The 19,266-nt window shown below is 72.0% G+C and carries 17 protein-coding genes; 9 read left to right on the top strand and 8 right to left on the bottom strand.

The annotated features are described in order from the left end of the window. Positions 1 to 204 precede the first annotated feature (204 nt). The 5 genes from I6A81_RS00895 to I6A81_RS00875 form a co-directional block, all read right to left on the bottom strand. Positions 205 to 999 carry an ABC transporter permease gene (locus tag I6A81_RS00895; protein WP_203006492.1) on the bottom strand — a complete coding sequence of 265 codons (795 nt, stop codon included), beginning with the start codon at positions 997 to 999 and terminating at the stop codon, positions 205 to 207. Next, positions 996 to 1,925 carry an ABC transporter ATP-binding protein gene (locus tag I6A81_RS00890; protein WP_203006491.1) on the bottom strand — a complete coding sequence of 310 codons (930 nt, stop codon included), beginning with the start codon at positions 1,923 to 1,925 and terminating at the stop codon, positions 996 to 998. The genes I6A81_RS00895 and I6A81_RS00890 overlap by 4 nt, the downstream gene beginning before the upstream one ends. 240 nt (positions 1,926 to 2,165) lie before the next feature. Next, positions 2,166 to 2,759 (bottom strand): helix-turn-helix domain-containing protein, encoded by a 594-nt coding sequence (locus I6A81_RS00885; protein ID WP_203006490.1) that lies wholly within the window; start codon positions 2,757 to 2,759, stop codon positions 2,166 to 2,168. Positions 2,760 to 3,112: 353 nt separating this feature from the next. Continuing rightward, on the bottom strand, positions 3,113 to 4,615 hold the full coding sequence (gene glpK / locus I6A81_RS00880) for a glycerol kinase GlpK (protein WP_307874383.1): 1,503 nt from the start codon (positions 4,613 to 4,615) through the stop codon (positions 3,113 to 3,115). A gap of 166 nt (positions 4,616 to 4,781) precedes the next feature. Beyond that, positions 4,782 to 5,498, bottom strand: coding sequence for a hypothetical protein (locus I6A81_RS00875; protein ID WP_203006489.1), 717 nt, complete (start codon positions 5,496 to 5,498; stop codon positions 4,782 to 4,784). A 168-nt stretch (positions 5,499 to 5,666) separates the two neighbouring features. Here I6A81_RS00875 and I6A81_RS45370 point away from each other — a divergent pair, with 168 nt between their 5' ends. Genes I6A81_RS45370 through I6A81_RS00835 form a run of 8 tightly spaced genes read left to right on the top strand, consistent with a single transcriptional unit; the run spans position 5,667 to position 12,793 of the window. Next, positions 5,667 to 6,689, top strand: a complete 1,023-nt coding sequence (locus I6A81_RS45370; RefSeq protein WP_307874382.1) for a helix-turn-helix transcriptional regulator — start codon at positions 5,667 to 5,669, stop codon at positions 6,687 to 6,689. A gap of 57 nt (positions 6,690 to 6,746) precedes the next feature. After that, on the top strand, positions 6,747 to 8,162 hold the full coding sequence (gene sufB / locus I6A81_RS00865) for a Fe-S cluster assembly protein SufB (RefSeq protein WP_203005752.1): 1,416 nt from the start codon (positions 6,747 to 6,749) through the stop codon (positions 8,160 to 8,162). Between the two features lies 1 nt (position 8,163). Next, positions 8,164 to 9,306, top strand: a complete 1,143-nt coding sequence (gene sufD / locus I6A81_RS00860; RefSeq protein ID WP_203005751.1) for a Fe-S cluster assembly protein SufD — start codon at positions 8,164 to 8,166, stop codon at positions 9,304 to 9,306. Then, a complete protein-coding gene (locus I6A81_RS00855) occupies positions 9,303 to 9,731 on the top strand; it encodes a non-heme iron oxygenase ferredoxin subunit (RefSeq protein WP_203005750.1) in 429 nt (142 codons plus the stop codon). The genes sufD and I6A81_RS00855 overlap by 4 nt, the downstream gene beginning before the upstream one ends. A gap of 12 nt (positions 9,732 to 9,743) precedes the next feature. Next, complete coding sequence (sufC, locus tag I6A81_RS00850) at positions 9,744 to 10,511, top strand: Fe-S cluster assembly ATPase SufC (RefSeq protein WP_203005749.1); 768 nt, start codon at positions 9,744 to 9,746, stop codon at positions 10,509 to 10,511. Continuing rightward, a complete protein-coding gene (locus I6A81_RS00845) occupies positions 10,508 to 11,818 on the top strand; it encodes a cysteine desulfurase (RefSeq protein ID WP_203005748.1) in 1,311 nt (436 codons plus the stop codon). Before sufC ends, I6A81_RS00845 begins: the two co-directional genes overlap by 4 nt. Positions 11,819 to 11,843: 25 nt before the next feature. Continuing rightward, entirely contained in the window at positions 11,844 to 12,341 is a 498-nt protein-coding gene (gene sufU, locus I6A81_RS00840; protein WP_203005747.1) for a Fe-S cluster assembly sulfur transfer protein SufU, read from the top strand. Further along, positions 12,338 to 12,793, top strand: coding sequence for a metal-sulfur cluster assembly factor (locus I6A81_RS00835; protein ID WP_203005746.1), 456 nt, complete (start codon positions 12,338 to 12,340; stop codon positions 12,791 to 12,793). The genes sufU and I6A81_RS00835 overlap by 4 nt, the downstream gene beginning before the upstream one ends. Positions 12,794 to 13,131: 338 nt before the next feature. On the opposite strand, the gene glgA is transcribed toward I6A81_RS00835, so the two are convergent. The 3 genes from glgA to rfbB all read right to left on the bottom strand — a co-directional run bounded on the left by glgA (position 13,132) and on the right by rfbB (position 17,122). Further along, positions 13,132 to 14,322 (bottom strand): glycogen synthase, encoded by a 1,191-nt coding sequence (glgA, locus tag I6A81_RS00830; protein WP_203005745.1) that lies wholly within the window; start codon positions 14,320 to 14,322, stop codon positions 13,132 to 13,134. Positions 14,323 to 14,462: 140 nt separating this feature from the next. Beyond that, a complete protein-coding gene (gene glgC / locus I6A81_RS00825) occupies positions 14,463 to 15,704 on the bottom strand; it encodes a glucose-1-phosphate adenylyltransferase (protein WP_203005744.1) in 1,242 nt (413 codons plus the stop codon). A 380-nt stretch (positions 15,705 to 16,084) separates the two neighbouring features. After that, the gene (rfbB, locus tag I6A81_RS00820) at positions 16,085 to 17,122 is read right to left on the bottom strand and encodes a dTDP-glucose 4,6-dehydratase (protein ID WP_203005743.1); all 1,038 of its coding nucleotides are present in this window, start codon (positions 17,120 to 17,122) and stop codon (positions 16,085 to 16,087) included. 374 nt (positions 17,123 to 17,496) lie between these two features. Here rfbB and I6A81_RS00815 point away from each other — a divergent pair. Next, on the top strand, positions 17,497 to 19,266 hold a 1,770-nt coding region (locus tag I6A81_RS00815; RefSeq protein WP_307874381.1), incomplete at its 3' end, for a circularly permuted type 2 ATP-grasp protein.

Here is a 19,266-nt window from a genome sequence, read left to right as displayed (position 1 = left end):
CGTGCGCTCCGGCGACCTCCGCTGCGGCCCCCCTTGCCTCGCTTCGCTCGCAAGGAGGGCCTCCGCGGAGGTGCGCCTCCGCGCCTTCGGGCACAGTTCCAGCGTTAGGTGTCTTGTCCAGCGTCATGTGTCTTGCTGGTTTGCTCCGTCCGGGAGTGGGCGGGTACAGCCGCGGTGTCTGGCTGGGGCCTCCTTCTCCCTCCGTTACTCCCAGCGGAAGGTGCGCGCGGCCAGGGCCACCGCCCCGACCGCCCAGCACACCAGCACGACGAGCGAGCCGGCCCCGGGGGCGGCGGCGTCCGTGAGCACGGCCCGCAGGCCGTCGGACAGCGCCGCCGTCGGCAGGACCTCCGCGACGGCGCGCAGCCAGCCGGGAAGCTCCGACAGCGGGAACACCACCCCGCCGACCAGCAGCAACAGCAGGTAGACGCCGTTGGCGGCGGCGAGCGTCGCCTCGGCGCGCAGGGTGCCGGCCATCAGCAGGCCCAGCCCGGAGAACGCCGTCGTGCCGAGCACCAGCAGCAGAGCCAGCCAGCCGACCCCGGCGGCGGCGCCGGGCAGCCGCGCGTCCCAGCCGAGTGCCAGCCCGATCCCGACCAGTAGCAACGCCTGGACCACCTCGATGGCCAGCACCGCCAGCGTCTTGCCGGCGAGCAGCACCCAGCGGGGCAGCGGCGTGGCCCCAAGCCGCTTGAGCACCCCGTAGCGGCGCTCGAACCCCGTGGCGATCGCCTGGCCGGTGAACGCGCTCGACATCACGGCCAGCGCCAGCACGCCGGGAACGAGGAAGTCCACGGCGTCCCGGCCGTCGGCGGGCAGCACGTCGACCGCGGAGAAGAACACCAGCAGCCCGACAGGGATGATCAGGGTGAGCAGCACGGACTCGCCGTGCCGCAGGTTGAGGGCCAGCTCCATCCGGGTCTGCGCGCCGAGCATCCGGGCCCATGGGGACGCCCCCGGCGCCGGCCGCAGGTCCAGCGGGGCGGGGGACGCCGTCATGGCGCGAGCTCCGATCCGGTCAGGTCCACGAAGACGTCCTCCAGGCTGCGCTGCTCGACCCGCAGGTCGGTCGGCAGCACGCCGTTGCCCGCGCACCACGCCGTCACCGCGGCCAGGAACGCGGGGTCGACCGTGCCGCGCACGATGTAGTGCCCGCCGGCGCGCTCGGACGCCCGCGAGCCGTCGGGCAGCGCCGCCAGGAGCTGGTCGAGGTCGAGCCCGGACGGCGCCCGGAAACGCAGCTCGCCGTCGGCGCCGCCCCTGGTCAGCTCAGCCGGGGTGCCCGCGGCGACCACCGCGCCCCGGTCGACGATCACCACCTGGTCGGCGAGCCGCTCCGCCTCGTCCATGGCATGCGTGGTGAGCACCACCGTCACGCCGGCGGCGCGCAGCTCCTCGACGAGGTCCCAGGTCGCGTGCCGGGCACGCACGTCCAGGCCCGCGGTCGGCTCGTCCAGGAACACCAGCTCGGGGCGGCCGACGATGGCCATCGCCAGCGAAAGCAGCTGCTTCTGGCCGCCGGACAGCCGGCGAAACGGAGTGCGCGCGGCGGTGCCGTCGAGCCCCACCCGTTCCAGCAGCGTGTCCGGATCCAGCGGGTGCGCGTGGTGCGCGGCCACCAGCCGCAGCATCTCACCGGCCCGGGCCCCTGGGTACATCCCGCCGGACTGCAGCATCACCCCGACCCGTGGCCGCAGCGCCGCCGCGTCGGCGACGGGGTCGCGGCCCAGCACCAGCACCGTGCCGGCGTCGGCCCGCCGGAAGCCCTCGCAGATCTCGACGGTGGTCGTCTTGCCCGCCCCGTTCGGCCCCAGCAGGGCGGTGACCGACCCGGCCGGGACGGTGAACGACAGCCCGTTCACCGCGCGGTTGGGTCCGTACGCCTTGACGAGGTCGACGACCTCGACCGCCAGGATCTCCGCCACGCGCCGATCCTACGGACGGGCCAACCGCCCGCCGGTCCCGAGGCGCGTGATCCGTGTCGAACCGTGAGTGAGGCGGGCGACACGGAGACGCCGCCAACCGGCGGCGGCCCGGGGAGCGCGGCGGCCAGGGATCGCTGGGGGGAGCGTCGACGGCCCGGCGGCCTTCAGCAGAGCGTCGCGGTGTCGACGCCCGCGGCCACGCCGCCCTCGCCGCTGGTCGGGTCGTCGTCAGCGACGCGGTCAGTGGCGCCGCGGGCCCTGGCGGGACGGGGACGTCGGGCCACCGCCGCGCGGCCGGTCGGAGCCGCCGGGCCGTCGGAGCCCGTTCCCAAGGCCGCCGCCGTCCGGCGCGCTCGTCGGGGCCGGCTCGACGAGCGCGCCCCAGGCGCCGAGACGCTCGTAGAGCAGCTCGGGGGTGGTCGAGTACAGCCGGGACAGCGAGGTGAGGTCGGAGCGGCGCAGCCGCAGCACGTCGCGGGAGCTTTCCGAGCGCAGCACCTGCACGATCGCGATCCAGCGCCGCAGCGGGCCGGTGCGGGTCGGCGGCAGCTTGCGCAGCCGGCGCAGATCGATGATCAGGGGAGGCAGGCCTTCGACGTCGCGTCGCTCGGTGGTCGGCGGGACGAGCAGGGTCGCCGGCACGTCGTAGAGCTCGGCCAGCTCGACGAGCCGGTGCACCCGCATCACGCGGCTGCCGCGTTCGTAGGCGCCGAGCGTGCCGGCGGTCCACCGGCCGTCGGTGATCTCCTGCACGTCGAGCAGCGACATGCCACGCCGGTTGCGGACCGCGCGCAGGCGGCGGCCAAGCTCGACGGCGTAGTCAGCGTCCGTCACGGTCTCCGTCCGGGGGTCAGGGGCGAGCGGGAACGCCAGCCGCGCCCCCGTGACAGCGTGTCAGGGATCGGCTCCGCAGACAGTAGATTCGCTGATTTTGGTCCTGGCGATTCCGTGGTCCACCCGTGTCCCCGTGATCGGAACGCCTGCCGGGGCACGGAGCCTTCCCCGGTGCCGGATGGCCCCTCTGGGCAGGACGGAGTCTTCCCCGGTGCCGGATGGCCCCTCTGGGCAGGGTGGAGCGGGCCTTTCGCGAAACCGCGTGACCAACGCCCGAGGTCACCCCAGCTCCCGCGCGGCGAGTACCGCGGCCGCCCGCGGACCGGGTCCGATCTGGAAGGAGGAAGGAGGCTTCAGTCGCGGGCCCAGTCGCGGGAGCGGTCCAGGGCGCGCAGCCAGTCGGCGTAGAGCCGGTCACGGTGGGCCTCGGCGAGCCGAGGCTCGTAGCGGACGGCGGTGCGGCGCAGTGTGGCGAGCGCGGAGCGGTCGGCGAAGAACCCGGTGGCGAGTCCGGCAAGGTAACCCGAGCCGAGCGCCGTCGTCTCCAGATTGTCCGGCACGTCCACCGGGACGCCGAGGATGTCGGCCTGGAACTGCATCAACCACGCGTTGGCGGCGGCTCCGCCGTCGGCGCGCAGCTCGGTGACGGGCGTGCCGGCGGCCGCCATCGCCTCGGTCACGTCGCGGGTGCGGTAGGCGATCGACTCCAGCACCGCGCGGGCCAGGTGCGCCCGCCCGGTGCCGCGGGTCAGCCCGACCAGCGTGCCGCGGGCACGCGCATCCCAGTGCGGCGCGCCGAGCCCGGCCAGCGCCGGGACGAAGTAGACGCCGTCGTTGCCGCTCAGCGAGGCGGCGAGCTCGGCCGTCTCGGCGGCCGACGAGATCACGCCCAGCCCGTCGCGCAGCCACTGCACGGCCGAGCCGGTCGCGAGCACCGCCCCCTCGAGGGCGTAGTGCGCCGGTTCCCCGGCCAGCTGGAACGCGGCGGTGCGCAGCAGCGTGCCGTCCGTTCGGGGGGGTGAGGTCGGGCCCGTGTTGAGCAGCACGAACGAGCCGGTGCCATAGGTGTTCTTGGCCTGTCCCGGCTCCAGGCAGGCCTGGGCGAACAGCGCCGCCTGCTGGTCGCCGACCGCGGCCGCGACCGGCACCGCCACCCCCAGGAAGGCGGCGGGGTCGGTCTCGGCGTAGACCTCGGAGCTCGGCCGCACCTCGGGCAGCAGCTCCGGCGGGACGCCGAGCAGCTCGGTCATCGGTGCCGACCAGGCCGCCGTCTCCAGGTCGAGCAGCATGGTGCGGGAGGCGTTCGTGATGTCGGTGACATGTGTCCGCCCGCCGGTGAGCCGCCAGATCAGCCAGCTGTCGACGGTGCCGAACGCGAGCTCGCCTCGCCCGGCCCGGCGCCGCAGCTCCGGGTCGGCGTCCAGGATCCAGGCGATCTTGGTGCCGGAGAAGTACGGGTCGAGCACCAGCCCGGTGCGCTCGGCGACGGCCGGGCCGTGCCCGGCGGCGGCGAGCTTCTCGCACGCGCCGGCCGTGCGCCGGTCCTGCCAGACGACCGCCGGGTGGACGGGCCGGCCGGTGCGCCGCTCCCACAGGACGGTGGTCTCGCGCTGGTTGGTGATGCCGAGGGCGGCGATGTCGCCCGGGCCGCGGCCGGCCTCGGCGAGCGCGGCGGCGGCCGTGTCCACGACGCCGCGCCAGAGCTGTTCGGGATCCTGCTCGACCCAGCCGGGGCGGGGATAGGAGACCGCGACCTCGGTCTGGGCCCGGCCGACGACCCGGGCGTCCCGGTCGAGCACGCACACCGTCGTGCCGGTCGTTCCCTGGTCGACGGCGACCACCACGCGCGCGGGCACCGACGGATGTTATCGCGCGCCCCCGCCGGATCCGCCAGGACATGATCGGCGCATCCGGCCCGGCCGCGAACCCGCGAGAACGCGGCCATCGGCGGGGACGAGCCCGACCGGCGGGGGACGAGCGCGGCCACCGGCCCAGGGAAGCGGCGCGCCCGGCCGCCGGCGCCTAGCCGATGCCGGCGAGGTCGACCGGGTCGGCGGGGGCGGTGGCGACGGCGGCGGCGCCGTACTCGAGGAACTCGAGCCGGCCGTTCTCCTGACCGACGAGATCGATCCTCAGCGGCACCGGGTCACCGGTGGTGGCGGCGTAGAGGGTGACGCCGTCGCGGTCCTCCACCCGGACGGCGTCCCGGCCGTCGAGTGTCGTCTTGCTGACCGCGCCGTCGAGGTTGGTGAGGTAGCCCTCGATGGACAGGGCGATGCCGTCGACGGTGAGGAAGCGGTACTGGTCGGCCTGTCGCTCCGTGAGCCGCACCCAGCGGTCGGCGAGCAGATCGGCGGCGTCGCTCTCGCCGATCTCGGCGTAGTAGCCGACACCGGCCCGGATGTAGGTGTCGGCCTCGATCTTGATGACCTCGATCTTGTGGCCGCTGATCGTGAAGGTCCCGCTCGTGGTCTGGCCCGCGATCCGCAGGTCCCAGCTGGTGTCGGCGTTCTCGACGCTCCCGCTGGACAGCCGGGCGGTCACCCGGACGTTGTCGACGGCCCGGAAGGAATCCAGGGTCCGGCCGCCGATCTCGGCGGCCGGCGCCGACGCGAGGCCGTTGCCCTCCGCGCCGCCGCCACAGCCGACCAGGAACATCGCCGCGGCGCCCAGTAGGGTGACGGCGGCCACCAGTCCGCGTCTGGCGGGCCAGGGCCGCACGGTCTGTCGCATCCCCATTGCGCAAGTGTGCACCGTCGCTTTCCGGGCGTTGTTACCGGTACCACTCTCCGGCCCCGCGGGGCGGGCTCGGCCGTGGGCCGGGCGAGACCCCGGGACGTCCGTGGCGTTGATCCCACCGCGCTGGCCTGGTTCGACGCTCGCCAGTAAATAGGGCACACTGGTGTTGTGAAATCCACGCGGGATCCTGACTCGGCCCGGGGTGGCGAGCTGTCGGCGGACACGGTGTCCGCGGGCAGCGACGGCCGCACCCGTGACCGGGTCGTGCGCATCCTGCTGGAGGGGGGGCCGGCGACCGCCGCGGAGCTTGCCCGGCGGCTGGAGCTCTCGCCTGCGGCGGTGCGCCGTCACCTGGACGCGATGGTCAGTGATGGCATCATCGCCCCCACCTCGGTCCACACCCGCGGCCCGCGGGGCCGGGGGCGTCCGGCCCGGCACTACCGGCTGACCGACGCGGGGCACGAGGAGGCCGGCCCTACCGCCTACTCCGACCTGGCCGTCGGCGCCCTGCACTTCCTCGACGAGGTCGCCGGTTCCGACGCGGTCACCCGGTTCGCCGAGAGCCGCGGCCGGGAGCTGGAGATCCGGCTTGCCGGGGCGGTCAACGGCGTGTCCGCGGACCAGCGCCCGGCGGCGCTCGCCGCGGCGATGACCGCCGCCGGCTACACCGCCAGCGTCTCCGAGGTGCCCAGCGGGACCCAGATCTGCCAGCACCACTGCCCGGTGCAGCATGTGGCCGAGCGTTTCCCCGCGCTGTGCGAGGCGGAGACGGCGGCGCTGTCCCGGTTACTGCACACCCACGTGGTGCGGCTCGCCACGATCGCCCACGGCGACGGCGTATGCACGACGCACGTCCCAGCCAAAGCGGACGGCATCACGGACGCGGTGACTGACACAGACGTAGTGACGGACGCAACAGACGTAGCGACTGACACAAGAGCCCACCCTGTGACCGGTACCAGCCCTGATCCTCCAGATCGGGCCGGTACCAGGTCGGTGGGGGGGGCCCCCCCCCCCCCCCCCCCGCCCCGCCCCCCCCCCCCCCCCCCCCGCGGGGGGGGGCGCGGGGGGGGGGGGGCCCCCCCCCCCCCCCGCCCGGGGTCCCTCCCGGATCGGCGGAGCCGATCTGGGAGGTCCGGGAGCGGCGAGGGACGCGCAAGCGTCCTTCGAACCGGCCGCCGCACCGTGTAGCGCCAAGGGAACCGGGGCCGTCGTCCCGGTGAGGATCACAACGGAAGGTCCTTCTACATGACGACCACCTCTGCCGAGACCGCCCTGGAAGGCCTTGGCTCGTACCGGTTCGGCTGGGCCGACGCCGACGCCTACGCCGCCGACGTCGAGCGCGGTCTGTCCGAGGCGGTCGTGCGCGGCATCTCCGCCAAGAAGTCCGAGCCGAGCTGGATGACCGACCTGCGGCTCAAGGGCCTGAAGCTGTTCGAGCGCAAGCCGATGCCCACCTGGGGCGCGGACCTGTCCGGCATCCATTTCGACAACATCAAGTACTTCGTCCGCTCCACCGAGAAGCAGGCGGAGAGCTGGGACGACCTGCCCCAGGACATCAAGGACACCTACGACAAGCTCGGCATCCCCGAGGCGGAGAAGCAGCGCCTCATCGCCGGCGTCGCGGCCCAGTACGAGTCCGAGGTCGTCTACCACAAGATTCGCGAGGACCTCGAGGAGCAGGGCGTCATCTTCCTCGACACCGACACCGGCCTGCGCGAGCACCCGGAGATCTTCAAGGAGTACTTCGGCTCCGTGATCCCGGTCGGTGACAACAAGTTCGCCGCGCTCAACACGGCGGTCTGGTCCGGCGGGTCGTTCATCTACGTGCCGCCGGGCGTGCACGTCGAGATCCCGCTGCAGGCCTACTTCCGGATCAACACCGAGAACATGGGCCAGTTCGAGCGGACGCTGATCATCGTCGACGAGGGTGCCTACGTGCACTACGTCGAGGGCTGCACCGCGCCGGTGTACTCGTCGGACTCCCTGCACTCCGCGGTCGTCGAGATCGTCGTCAAGAAGAACGCGCGCTGCCGCTACACGACGATCCAGAACTGGTCGAACAACGTCTACAACCTGGTCACCAAGCGGGCCGCCTGCCAGGAGGGCGGCACGATGGAGTGGATCGACGGCAACATCGGCTCCAAGGTGACGATGAAGTACCCGGCGGTGTGGCTGCTCGGCGAGCACGCCCGCGGCGAGGTCCTCTCGATCGCGTTCGCCGGCGAGGGCCAGCACCAGGACGCGGGCGCCAAGATGGTGCACGCGGCGCCGCGCACCTCGTCACAGATCATCTCGAAGTCGGTGGCCCGCGGCGGCGGCCGGACCTCGTACCGGGGCCTCGTCCAGATCCACGAGGGCGCGCACCAGTCGAAGTCGACCGTCAGGTGCGACGCCCTGCTCGTCGACACGATCAGCCGCTCCGACACCTACCCGTACGTCGACGTCCGTGAGGACGACGCGTCGATCGGCCACGAGGCGAGCGTCTCCAAGGTCGGCGAGGACCAGCTCTTCTACCTGATGAGCCGGGGCATGGCCGAGGACGAGGCGATGGCGATGATCGTGCGCGGTTTCGTCGAGCCGATCGCCCGGGAGCTGCCGATGGAGTACGCCCTCGAGCTCAACCGGCTGATCGAGCTTCAGATGGAAGGGGCTGTCGGCTGACATGGCGGTCATCGACGCCACCGGTCGTCCGCCGGCGGCGGCGGCCCCGGCCGCCCCGGTCCGGTCCCGTGACCCCGAGGCACACCCCGTCCCGACCGGCCGCGAGGAAGCCTGGCGGTTCACCCCGCTGCGCCCGCTCAAGCCGCTGATCGCCGGCCAGGAGCCCGACGGGAAGATCGACATTTCGGTCGCGGCGCCGGAGGGCGTCGAGGTCGAGTTCGTGGACGCGGACGACCCGCGCGTCGGCCGGGTACTCACCCCGGTCGACCGGGTAGCCGCGTTCGCGACCGTGCGGGCCGGCGGCGCCGTCGCCGTCACCGTCCCGGGCGAGACGGAGCTGACCGAGCCGATCGTGGCGGCGCTGCGGGGCGAGGGCGGGGTCTGCTACAGCCACCTGGTGGTCGAGGTCGGCCCGTTCGCCCGCGCGACCGTCGTGCTCGACCACACCGGCACGGCGAAGTACGCCGGCAACGTCGAGGTGCACGTCGGCCACGGCGCGTCCGTCACGTTCGTCTCGCTGCAGGACTGGGACGACGACGCGGTGCACGCCGGGGCGCACGCCTTCTCGGTCGGCCGGGACGCGAAGCTGCGGGCCACCCACCTCACGCTGGGGGGCCACCTCGTCCGGATCAACCCGACGGTCGACTACCGCGGCCCGGGCGGGGACGCGGAGCTCGCCGGCCTGTTCTTCACCGACGCCGGCCAGCACCAGGAGCACCGGCTGCTGGTCACCCACCTGGAGCGGAACTGCCGCAGCCGGGTGACCTACAAGGGCGCGCTCCAGGGCGCCGACGCGCACTCGGTGTGGATCGGCGACGTCCTGATCGGCGCGGACGCCGTCGGCACCGACACCTACGAGATCAACCGCAACCTGGTGCTCACCGACGGGGCGCGGGCCGACTCGGTGCCGAACCTGGAGATCCTGACCGGCGAGGTCGCCGGCGCGGGCCACGCCAGCGCCACCGGCCGGTTCGACGACGAGGTGCTGTTCTACCTGATGGCCCGGGGCATCCCGGCCGGCGAGGCCCGCCGGCTGGTCGTACGCGGCTTCTTCGGTGAGGTGCTGGACCGGATCGACGTGCCGGCGCTGCGCGACCGGGTGATGGCGGCCGTCGACGCGGAGCTGTCAGCGGTGGGCGCATGAGCAGGCTGGAGGGCGATGTCTCGTCGGGCCGAGTGCGGGCCTGCGCACTCGACGACGTCGCCGAGGAGGCGGCGCTGGGCGTCGAGCTGGACGTCGAGGGCGAGGACGAGCCGACGCCGGTATGTGTGGTGCGTTCCGGCGGGCGGGTGTTCGCGATCCGGGACGAGTGCTCGCACCAGGACGTCCGGCTGTCGGACGGCGACGTGGAGGACGGGAAGATCGAGTGCTGGCTGCACGGCTCCCAGTTCGACCTGGAGAGCGGCAAGCCGACCTGCCTCCCGGCCACCGACCCGGTGCCCATCTACCCCGTGACCATCGAGGGCGGCGACGTCTACGTCGACGTCAACCCAGATAAGGCCGCCGGAGGCGCGAAGGAGGAGCATTTTCGCACCTCCTTTGGCCCGGCCGCCGCGAGCCTTAAGTGAGGACCTAGACCAGTGTCGACCTTGGAGATCCGTAACCTGCACGTCTCGGTGGAGACTGACGGGGAGGGGCCGCGCGAGATCCTGCGAGGCGTCAACCTGACCGTCCGCAAGGGTGAGACGCACGCGATCATGGGGCCGAACGGCTCCGGCAAGTCGACGCTGTCCTATGCGATCGCCGGTCACCCGAAGTACACGGTGACCGAGGGCTCGATCACGCTGGACGGCGCGGACGTGCTCGCGATGGGCGTCGACACGCGGGCCCGGGCCGGCATCTTCCTGGCCATGCAGTACCCGGTCGAGGTGCCCGGCGTCTCCGTCTCCAACTTCCTGCGTACCTCCGCCACGGCCGTCCGCGGCGAGGCCCCGAAGCTGCGGCTGTGGGTCAAGGAGGTCAAGGAGACGATGGGCTTCCTCGAGATGGACCAGGCGTTCGCCGAGCGTGGCGTCAACGAGGGCTTCTCGGGCGGTGAGAAGAAGCGTCACGAGATCCTGCAGATGATGCTGCTCAAGCCGAAGATCGCGATCCTTGACGAGACCGACTCGGGCCTCGACGTCGACGCGCTGCGGGTCGTCTCCGCCGGGATCAACGCGGTCCGCGAGACCGGTGAGACCGGCACCCTGCTGATCACCCACTACACCCGGATCCTGCGCTACGTGCAGCCGGAGTTCGTGCACGTCATGGCGGGCGGGAAGATCGTCGACGAGGGCGGGTCCGAGCTCGCGGCGACCCTCGAAGAGTCCGGCTACGACAAGTACGTGAAGGTGGGAGCGGGCGCATGACCGATCTGGCGGGCGTCCCCGAGCTGGACGTCGAGCTGGTCCGCAAGGACTTTCCCATCCTCGACAGGATGGTCCACGGGGACAAGCCGCTCGTCTACCTCGACAGCGCGGCCACGTCGCAGAAGCCGCGCGCGGTGCTCGACGCCGAGCGCGAGTACTACGAGCTGCACAACGCCAACGTGCACCGCGGCATCCACGTGCTCGCCGAGGAGGCGACCGCGCTCTACGAGGCGGCCCGCGACAAGGTCGCCGCGTTCGTCGGAGCGCCGGACCGGCACGAGGTCGTCTTCACCAAGAACTCCTCCGAGGCGCTCAACCTGGTCGCCTACGCGTTCAGCAACGCGGCGGCGCACGGCCCGGAGGCGGAGCGTTTCCGGCTCGGCCCCGGAGACCAGGTCGTCGTCACCGAGATGGAGCACCACTCCAACCTGGTGCCCTGGCAGATGCTGTGCCAGCGCACCGGCGCGACGCTGCGCTGGCTGGGGCTGACCGACGACGGCCGGCTCGACCTGTCGAACCTCGACGAGGTCGTGAACGAGCGCACCAAGGTCGTCTCGATGGTCCACCAGTCGAACATCCTCGGCACCGTCAACCCGGTCGCGGCGGTCGCCGCCCGCGCCCGCGAGGTCGGCGCGCTCGTCGTCGTCGACGGCTCCCAGTCCGTGCCGCACCTGCCGGTCGACGTGACCGCGCTCGGCGTGGACTTCTTCGCGTTCACCGGGCACAAGATGTGCGGGCCGACCGGCATCGGCGTGCTGTGGGGCCGCCGAGAGCTGCTCGAGGTCATGCCGCCGTTCCTGGGCGGCGGCGAGATGATCGAACTGGTGACGATGGAGGCGAGTACCTACGCCCCGCCGCCACACCGTTTCGAGGCCGGCACGCCGATGATTTCCCAGGCGGTCGGGCTCGGTGCCGCCGTCGACTACCTGACGGGGCTCGCGGGCGGGGCCGGGATGGCCGCCGTCGCCGCGCACGAGCACGCGCTCACCGAGCACGCGCTGCGCCGGCTGGCCGAGGTGCCCGGGCTGCGGATCATTGGCCCGACCGACGCCGTCGACCGCGGTGGGGCGATCTCGTTCCTGCTGGCCGGCAAGGACGGGCGGGCGATCCACCCGCACGACGTCGGCCAGGTCCTCGACGAGCAGGGCATCGCCGTGCGCGTCGGCCATCACTGCGCCCGGCCGGTGTGCCTGCGCTACGGCGTGCCCGCGACGACCCGGGCGTCGTTCCACCTGTACACCACCACCGGCGAGATCGACGCCTTGGTGGAAGGTCTGGCCGCGGTGCGGCGTTTCTTCGGAGCATGACGCCGATGTGGAGGTTCTTCGGAGCGTGAAGCTGGACTCGATGTACCAGGAGATCATCCTGGACCACTACCGCAACCCGCACCACCGCGGGCTGCGCGAGCCGTTCGACGCCGAGGTGCACCACGTCAACCCGACCTGTGGCGACGAGGTCACCCTGCGCGTGAAGATCGTCGACGACACGGTCGCCGACGTCTCGTACGAGGGCGAAGGCTGCTCGATCAGCCAGGCCTCGGCGAGCGTGATGACCGATCTGGTCATCGGCAAGAGCATCGGGGACGCGATGGCGCTGGAGCGCGAGTTCCTGGCGCTCATGCAGTCCCGGGGCACAGTCGAGCCGGACGAGGACGTCCTCGAGGACGCGATCGCGTTCGCCGGTGTGTCGAAGTACCCGGCCCGAGTCAAGTGCGCGTTGCTGAGCTGGATGGCCTGGAAGGACGCCACCGCGCAGGTCGTCGACAGCCCGGCCGCCGGCGGCGGCGCCGCGCCCGAGGGGTCCGTTCCCGAGCAGGAGAAGCAGGCATGACCGACCGCACCGCCCCCGACACCGTTCTCACCGAGGACGCCGCGCTGCCGGAGAGCGTCACCGCGTCGTCGGCGCCGGCCGACGCCGACGCGCCCTCCGAGCAGCAGCGGCTGACGGCCCCGCCGGTGGACAAGGCGACGATCGACGACATCGAGGAGGCGATGCGCGACGTCGTCGACCCCGAGCTCGGCATCAACGTCGTCGACCTCGGCCTCGTCTACGGCATCACCGTCTCCGACGAGCACGTGGTGACGCTCGACATGACCCTGACATCCGCGGCCTGCCCGCTCACCGACGTGATCGAGGACCAGGCCCGGACCGCGCTCGTCGACGGCCCCGACTCCCTGGTCTCGGATCTCGTCATCAACTGGGTCTGGATGCCCCCGTGGGGCCCCGACAAGATCACCGAGGATGGCCGCGACCAGCTGCGCGCCCTCGGCTTCAACGTCTGACCCGGCTTCAACGTCTGACCCGCGTCGGGCGACGCGGGTGGCGCCGGCCGACCGCGCCGGCCCGCCCGTGGGCCGGCGCTCGCCGGGAGCCGTGCCGTGGCTACCGGCCGAGTCGCGGGTCGATCGGCCCGGTCCGCGAGAAGAAAATCTTGTAACTCTGTGTTTGGGTATCGGCGCAGGAGGTATCAACCTCATGCCGTCGAGGACGAGACCCAAAGTAAGGGGGGAGACTCCAAACAGAGGGAATCGCCCCCGGCGGTTGAAAGAGCCCAGGCCCACCAGGGCCTGGGCTCTAGTACGTATGGGGCCTGGTACGCGTGGCCGGCGGGCACGCGCGGCTAGCGGGCGAGGAGCGACTCGTACAGCTCGGCGGTCTGGCGGGCCACGGCGGGCCAGCCGAACTGGTCCACGGCGCGGGCGCGGCCGCGTTCGCCCATGGTCCTGGCGCGGGCCGGGCTGGCCAGGAGGTCGTTCATGGCGCCGGCCAGGGCCGCGGGGTCGTCCGGGGGGACGAGAAGGCCGGTCACACCCTCGTCGACCACCTCGGGGATGCCGCCGACGCGGGAGGCGACGACGGCGGCGCCGCAGGCCATCGCCTCCAGGTTGACGATGCCCAGCGGCTCGTAGACCGACGGGCAGGCGAACAGCGAGGCGTGCGAGAGCAACTGGATGACCTCGGTCTTCTCGAGCATGCCGGAGATCCAGATGACGCCGTCGCGGCGGGCCCGCAGGCCGTCGACCAGCTCGGTCACCTCGGCGAGCAGCTCCGGGGTGTCCGGGGCGCCGGCGCACAGCACCAACTGGGCGCGCGGGTCGAGCTCGGCCGCGGCCCGCAGCAGCACCGGGACGCCCTTCTGCCGGGTGATCCGGCCCACGAAGACCACGGACGGGCGATCCGGGTCGACGCCATGACGTTCCAGCACGTCGGTGCCCAGGTCGGGGGAGTACTCGTCGGTGTCGATCCCGTTGCGGATGACGTGCACCTTCGCCGGGTCGACCTCGGGGTAGGCGTCCAGAATGTCCGCCTTCATGCCGGCGCTCACGGCCACGACCGCGGCCGCGGCCTCGATGGCGGTCTTCTCGGCCCAGGAGGACAGCCGGTAGCCGCCGCCCAGCTGCTCGGCCTTCCACGGCCGGCGCGGCTCCAACGAGTGCGAGGTCATCACGTGCGGCACGCCGGCGAGCAGCGCGGCCAGGTGCCCCCCCAGATTGGTGTACCAGGTGTGCGAGTGGACGAGGTCGACACCGCCCAGGTCGACGGTCGCCGCTGCCGCCATGGCCAGGTCCATCGAGAAGGTACGAAGGGCGTCATTCGTGCCGTCCAACGCGGCCCACGGCCGATGGCGCCGGACTGTCGGGCTGGTGTCCTCGACTGGCGCGTTGGCTGGGTCGTCCGCCTTGAGGTCGCCCTCGCAGTGGACCGTCAGATCGATCAGCCGGGCCAGCTCGCGGGCCAGGTACTCGACATGAACGCCCGCACCGCCGTAGACGCCCGGCGGATACTCCCTGGTCAGCAGCGCGACGCGCATCCCGCGAATCCTTCTGGTGAGGGTTGGTACCGGACGAGGCGACCGGCCCGCCCCACTGGGTCATCCCAGCGCACTGCCGGCGGTCGAGGTGCCCCAGTGTCCGTGGGAACGATGGAGCGGGCCTGCTCAGCGGAGGAGGCTCATTCGACGGTGACGCCCTTGCCGACGACGGTGACGCCGTCGGTGCTGACCGTGTACCCACGCGCCCGGTCGTGTTCCTTGTCGACACCGACCTGGGCGCCGGGCGGGACGACGACGTTCTTGTCGAGGATCGCGTCCCGCACGACCGCGCGCCGTCCGATCAGGGTGTTGTTCATGACGACGGCATTCTCGACCCGTGCCCACGAGTTCACCCGCACCCCGGGGGAGAGCACCGACCGGCGCAGCAGCCCGCCGGAGACGATCACCCCATTGCTCACGATGCTGTCGACCGCCATGCCGGTGCGTCCCGGTGCGTCCCGGACGAACTTGGCCGGCGGCAGCGACGGCACGCTGGTGAGGATCGGCCAGTCCGGGTTGTAGAGGTTGAACACCGGGTCGAGCGCGCACAGGTCCATGTGTGCGTCGAAGTAGGCATCGATCGTGCCGACGTCGCGCCAGTAGCCCTGATCGCGCTCCTTGGCGCCCGGCACCTCGTTGGCGCTGAAGTCGTAGACACCGGCCACGCCTCGGGCGACGAGCATCGGGATGATGTCGCCGCCCATGTCGTGCACGCTGTCTGGGTCCGTCGCGTCGGCGTGCAGGGCATCGACGAGCACCTTCGTCGTGAAGACGTAGTTGCCCATCGACGCCAGCGTCTCGTCCGGACTGTCTGGCAGACCGGGCGGGTTGGCTGGCTTCTCCAGGAACTCGTCGATCGTGCGTCCGTCGGCGGCCGGCCGGATGACGCCCAGGCCGGTGGCCTCGGAACGCGGCACCCGCAGCGCGGCGACGGTCACCCCCGCGCCGGTCTCGATGTGTTGCTCGACCATCTGCCGTGGGTCCATCCGGTACACATGGTCGGCGCCGAAGACGACGACGATGTCCGGGGTCTCGTCGTAGACGAGGTTGAGCGACTGGTGGATGGCGTCGGCGCTGCCGGAGAACCACTGTGGCCCGAGGCGCTGCTGCGCCGGCACGGGGGTGATGTAGTTGCCCAGCAGGTTGCTCATCCGCCACGTCGTGGTGATGTGCCGGTCGAGGCTGTGGCTCTTGTACTGGGTCAGCACGGCGATCCGCAGGAACCCCGCGTTGACCAGGTTCGACAGCGCGAAGTCAATCAGCCGGTAGAGCCCGCCGAAGGGAACCGCGGGCTTGGCCCGATCGTCGGTCAGCGGCGCGAGTCGCGTCCCCTTGCCGCCAGCGAGGACCAACCCGAGTACCCGCGGGCGCGCCCTTCTCATGACGACCGTTCGGGAGATTCCGGCACATCTGGCAGCCTAGTGGCCGAAGCCCCCCGCGACACGCCCTTGACGTGCGCAATCCCGTCAAGAACCGGTGTCAGTCGCGCCGGGTAGCGAGCCGACAGCCGGGCCGTGGCAACGACCAAGCCACCGACCATGACTGCCGCCCCGGGCGCGATCGCCCCAAGGCGGCGGCCACGCAACCCCGCCCGCTCGGATCACGAAACCCAGCCACGATCCCGACTCAGCCACGATCCCGCCCCCGGACCTGGATTGCCCCAGACTCCCGGGACGAGCTCGGTACCGGTCTGGTTGGGGCGCCCAGCGCCCCAACGGCGGAGCGGCGATGGTCGCCCCTAGGCGACCTTGAGCCGACCGCCTTATTGCCGACCGCCGCTCCAGGCGGTCTCCTGGACGGGGGAGCGGCCGATCAGCGGCTGCCACCAGGCCTCGTTGTCGCGGTACCAGGCGATCGTGGAACGCATGCCGTCGGTGAAGTCGATCTGCGGTGCCCAGCCGAGCTCGGTCCGCAGCCTGCTGGAGTCGAGCAGGTAGCGGCGGTCGTGCGACGGGCGGTCCGGGACGATCGTCTTGAGGGTGTCCGGCAGGCCCAGCTCGGCGAGGATCGTGTCCGCGATCGTCTCGATGTCGGCCTCGACACCGCTGCCGACGTGGTAGGTCTCGCCCACCTTGCCGTTCGCCAGCACCGCCTCGATCGCCCGGCAGTGGTCGGTGACGTGCAGCCACTCGCGCCGGTTCTTCGTGGACGCGTAGAGCGGCAGCGGCTCACCTCGCAGCGCCCTGGTGACAAACAGCGGGATGACCTTCTCCGGGAACTGGTACGGCCCGTAGTTGTTCGAGCAGTTCGTGATCGTCACCGGCAGGCCGTAGGTGTAGCCGTAGGAACGCACGGCGTGGTCACCGCCGGCCTTCGCCGCGTTGTAGGGGGTGCGTGGCAGGTAGGGGGAGTCCTCGGTGAAGGCCCCCGGGTCGTCGAGGTCCATGTCGCCGTAGACCTCGCAGGTGGAGATCTGGTGGAACCGGCCGACGCCGACCGTACGAGCCGCCTCCAGCAGCGTCTGGGTGCCCATCACGTTGGTGGAGAAGAAGTCGCCCGGCCGCAGGATCGCCAGGCTGTTGTGCGACTCGGCCGCGAAGTTGACCACGACGTCGACCTTGTGCTCGCGCAGCAGGGACTCGATGAGGCCGCGGTCGCGGATGTCGCCGTGGACGAAGGTCACCCGTCCGTCGTCGTCGCCCGAGGCGTCGAGGACGTCGTCGAGGTTCTCCCGCAGGCCGGCGTAGGTGAGCGCGTCCAGCGCGACGACCCGGTCAGCCGGATGCCACGTGTGCCAGTAACGCACGAAGTTCGATCCAATGAACCCGGCGGCACCGGTCACCAGCAGCGTCGTCGACATGGTGTGGGCGGCCTTTCGCGTCGGAGGTCGGGTCGGGCGTCTGGCGGCGCTGGGGCGCGGGGTGTCCGCCGCGCGGCGCGACCTGGATCTCCCGGATCAGCTTCGCCGATCCGGCGGGGAACCCGGGCGCGGGCGCCGTGCCGAGCTGATGAGGCGGCGGCCCCGGGAGCTCGGACATCGCCGCCAAGCCTCTCATGGACTCGGCGTTTCCGGGCCTCGGGGTATCGGTGCCGTCGCCGCGGGCCACTCTGGACGCAGGTTGCGTGGATGTGTCCACGATGGCTTCTCGGTGGGTGGGCGGAGTGGGATCGCTCACCGGCGAGCCAAGGCCGGTTGGTTATGTCGTGGAAACATCAAGGTCCTACGCTGCGGCCGTGGCGGACCTGTTCGAGGGGTATCCGGCGGAGGTGCAGGCCACCGCCGCTTGGGATGAGGTGTTCGAGGCTGCCGACACTCCCCGGGAGATCTATACGGCCCTGTATGACGCGTTGCGACCGCTGTCGAGCGGCGACCTGGCGGCCCGGAAGGCGGCGTTGGACCGAGCGTTCCGCGACGCCGGGATCACGTTCATCCTGTTCGGGGAGGAACGTCCGTTCCCGCTGGACCTGGTGCCCCGTCTGCTGTCTGGATCGGAGTGGGACACCATCGAGCGCGGCGTCGTCCAGCGGGTGCGCGCGCTCGAGGCGTTCCTTGCCGACATCTACAGCCGGGCCGAGGTGCTGGAGGACGGCGTCCTGCCGCGCCGGCTGGTCCTGTCCAGCTCGCACTTCCACCGGGCCGCGCACGGCATCGACCCACCCAACGGGGTGCGCGTACACGTCTCCGGCATCGACCTGATCCGCGACGAGCAGGGCCAGTTCCGGGTACTGGAGGACAACGTCCGGGTGCCGTCCGGGGTGAGCTACGTCATCGAGAACCGGCGGGCGATGACCCGGGTCTTCCCGGAGCTGTTCGCGACCCACCGGGTCCGGCCGGTCGCCGACTACGCCGCCCATCTGCTGCACGCGCTGCGCGCGGCGGCGCCGCCCGAGGTGGCGGACCCGACGGTCGTCGTGCTCACTCCGGGCATCTACAACGCCGCCTACTTCGAGCACGCCCTGCTCGCGCGGCAGATGGGTGTGGAGCTGGTCGAGGGCCGCGACCTGCAGGTCCGCGACAACCGGGTGACGATGCGCACCACCGAGGGCGAGCAGCCGGTTCACGTCATCTACCGCCGGGTGGACGATGACTGGCTCGACCCGCTGCAGTTCCGGCAGGACTCGGTGGTCGGCTGCGCCGGGCTCGTCAACGCCGCCCGCGCCGGCCGGGTCACGATCGCCAACGGGATCGGCAACGGCGTCGCCGACGACAAGCTCATGTACACCTACGTCCCGGACCTGATCCGGTACTACCTGGGCGAGGCGCCGCTGCTGCCCAACGTGGACACCTACCGGGTCGAGGAGCCCGACCAGCGCGAGTACGTGCTCGACCACCTCGACGAACTGGTGGTCAAGCCGGTGGACGGCTCGGGAGGCAAGGGCATCGTGATCGGCCCGCAGGCCTCCGACAAGGAGCTGGCCACGCTGCGCGCCCAGGTCATCGCCGACCCACGCGGCTGGATCGCCCAGCGGGTGGTGCGGCTGTCGACGTCGCCCACGCTGTCCGGCGACCGGCTCGGCCCCCGCCACATCGACCTGCGGCCGTTCGCCGTCAACGACGGCAACCGGATCTGGGTGCTGCCCGGCGGGCTGACCCGTGTCGCGCTGCCGCGCGGCAGCCTGGTGGTGAACTCCAGCCAGGGCGGCGGCTCGAAGGACACCTGGGTGCTCGCGCCGGAGCTCGCCGAGGGGGAGCGACCGGGAATGTTCGGCCGCCCCACCGGCGCCACGCCACTGGCCGCCCCGGGCCCAGACCCCGGCCCGGACTCCTCCGGTGAACAGCAGCAGCAACAACAACAGAACCAGCAGCAGAACCCGCGACAGCGGCAGGTCCATGTGGCCGAACGCTGGGACGGTGCCGAGCGGCGCGCAGGCGCGCCTCCGCGGAGGCCCGCCCCCGGCCCGGGCTTCTCTGGTGAGCAGCAGCAGGACCAGCAGCAGAACCCGCGACAGCGGCAGGTCCATGTGGCCGAACGCTGGGACGGTGCCGAGCGGCGCGCAGGCGCG

It is taken from the genome of Frankia nepalensis, assembly GCF_016786325.1.
GTDB lineage: Bacteria > Actinomycetota > Actinomycetes > Frankiales > Frankiaceae > Pseudofrankia > Pseudofrankia nepalensis.
The sequence above is the reverse complement of the archived record's forward strand: the minus strand, read 5'-3'. Positions and strand labels throughout refer to the sequence as shown.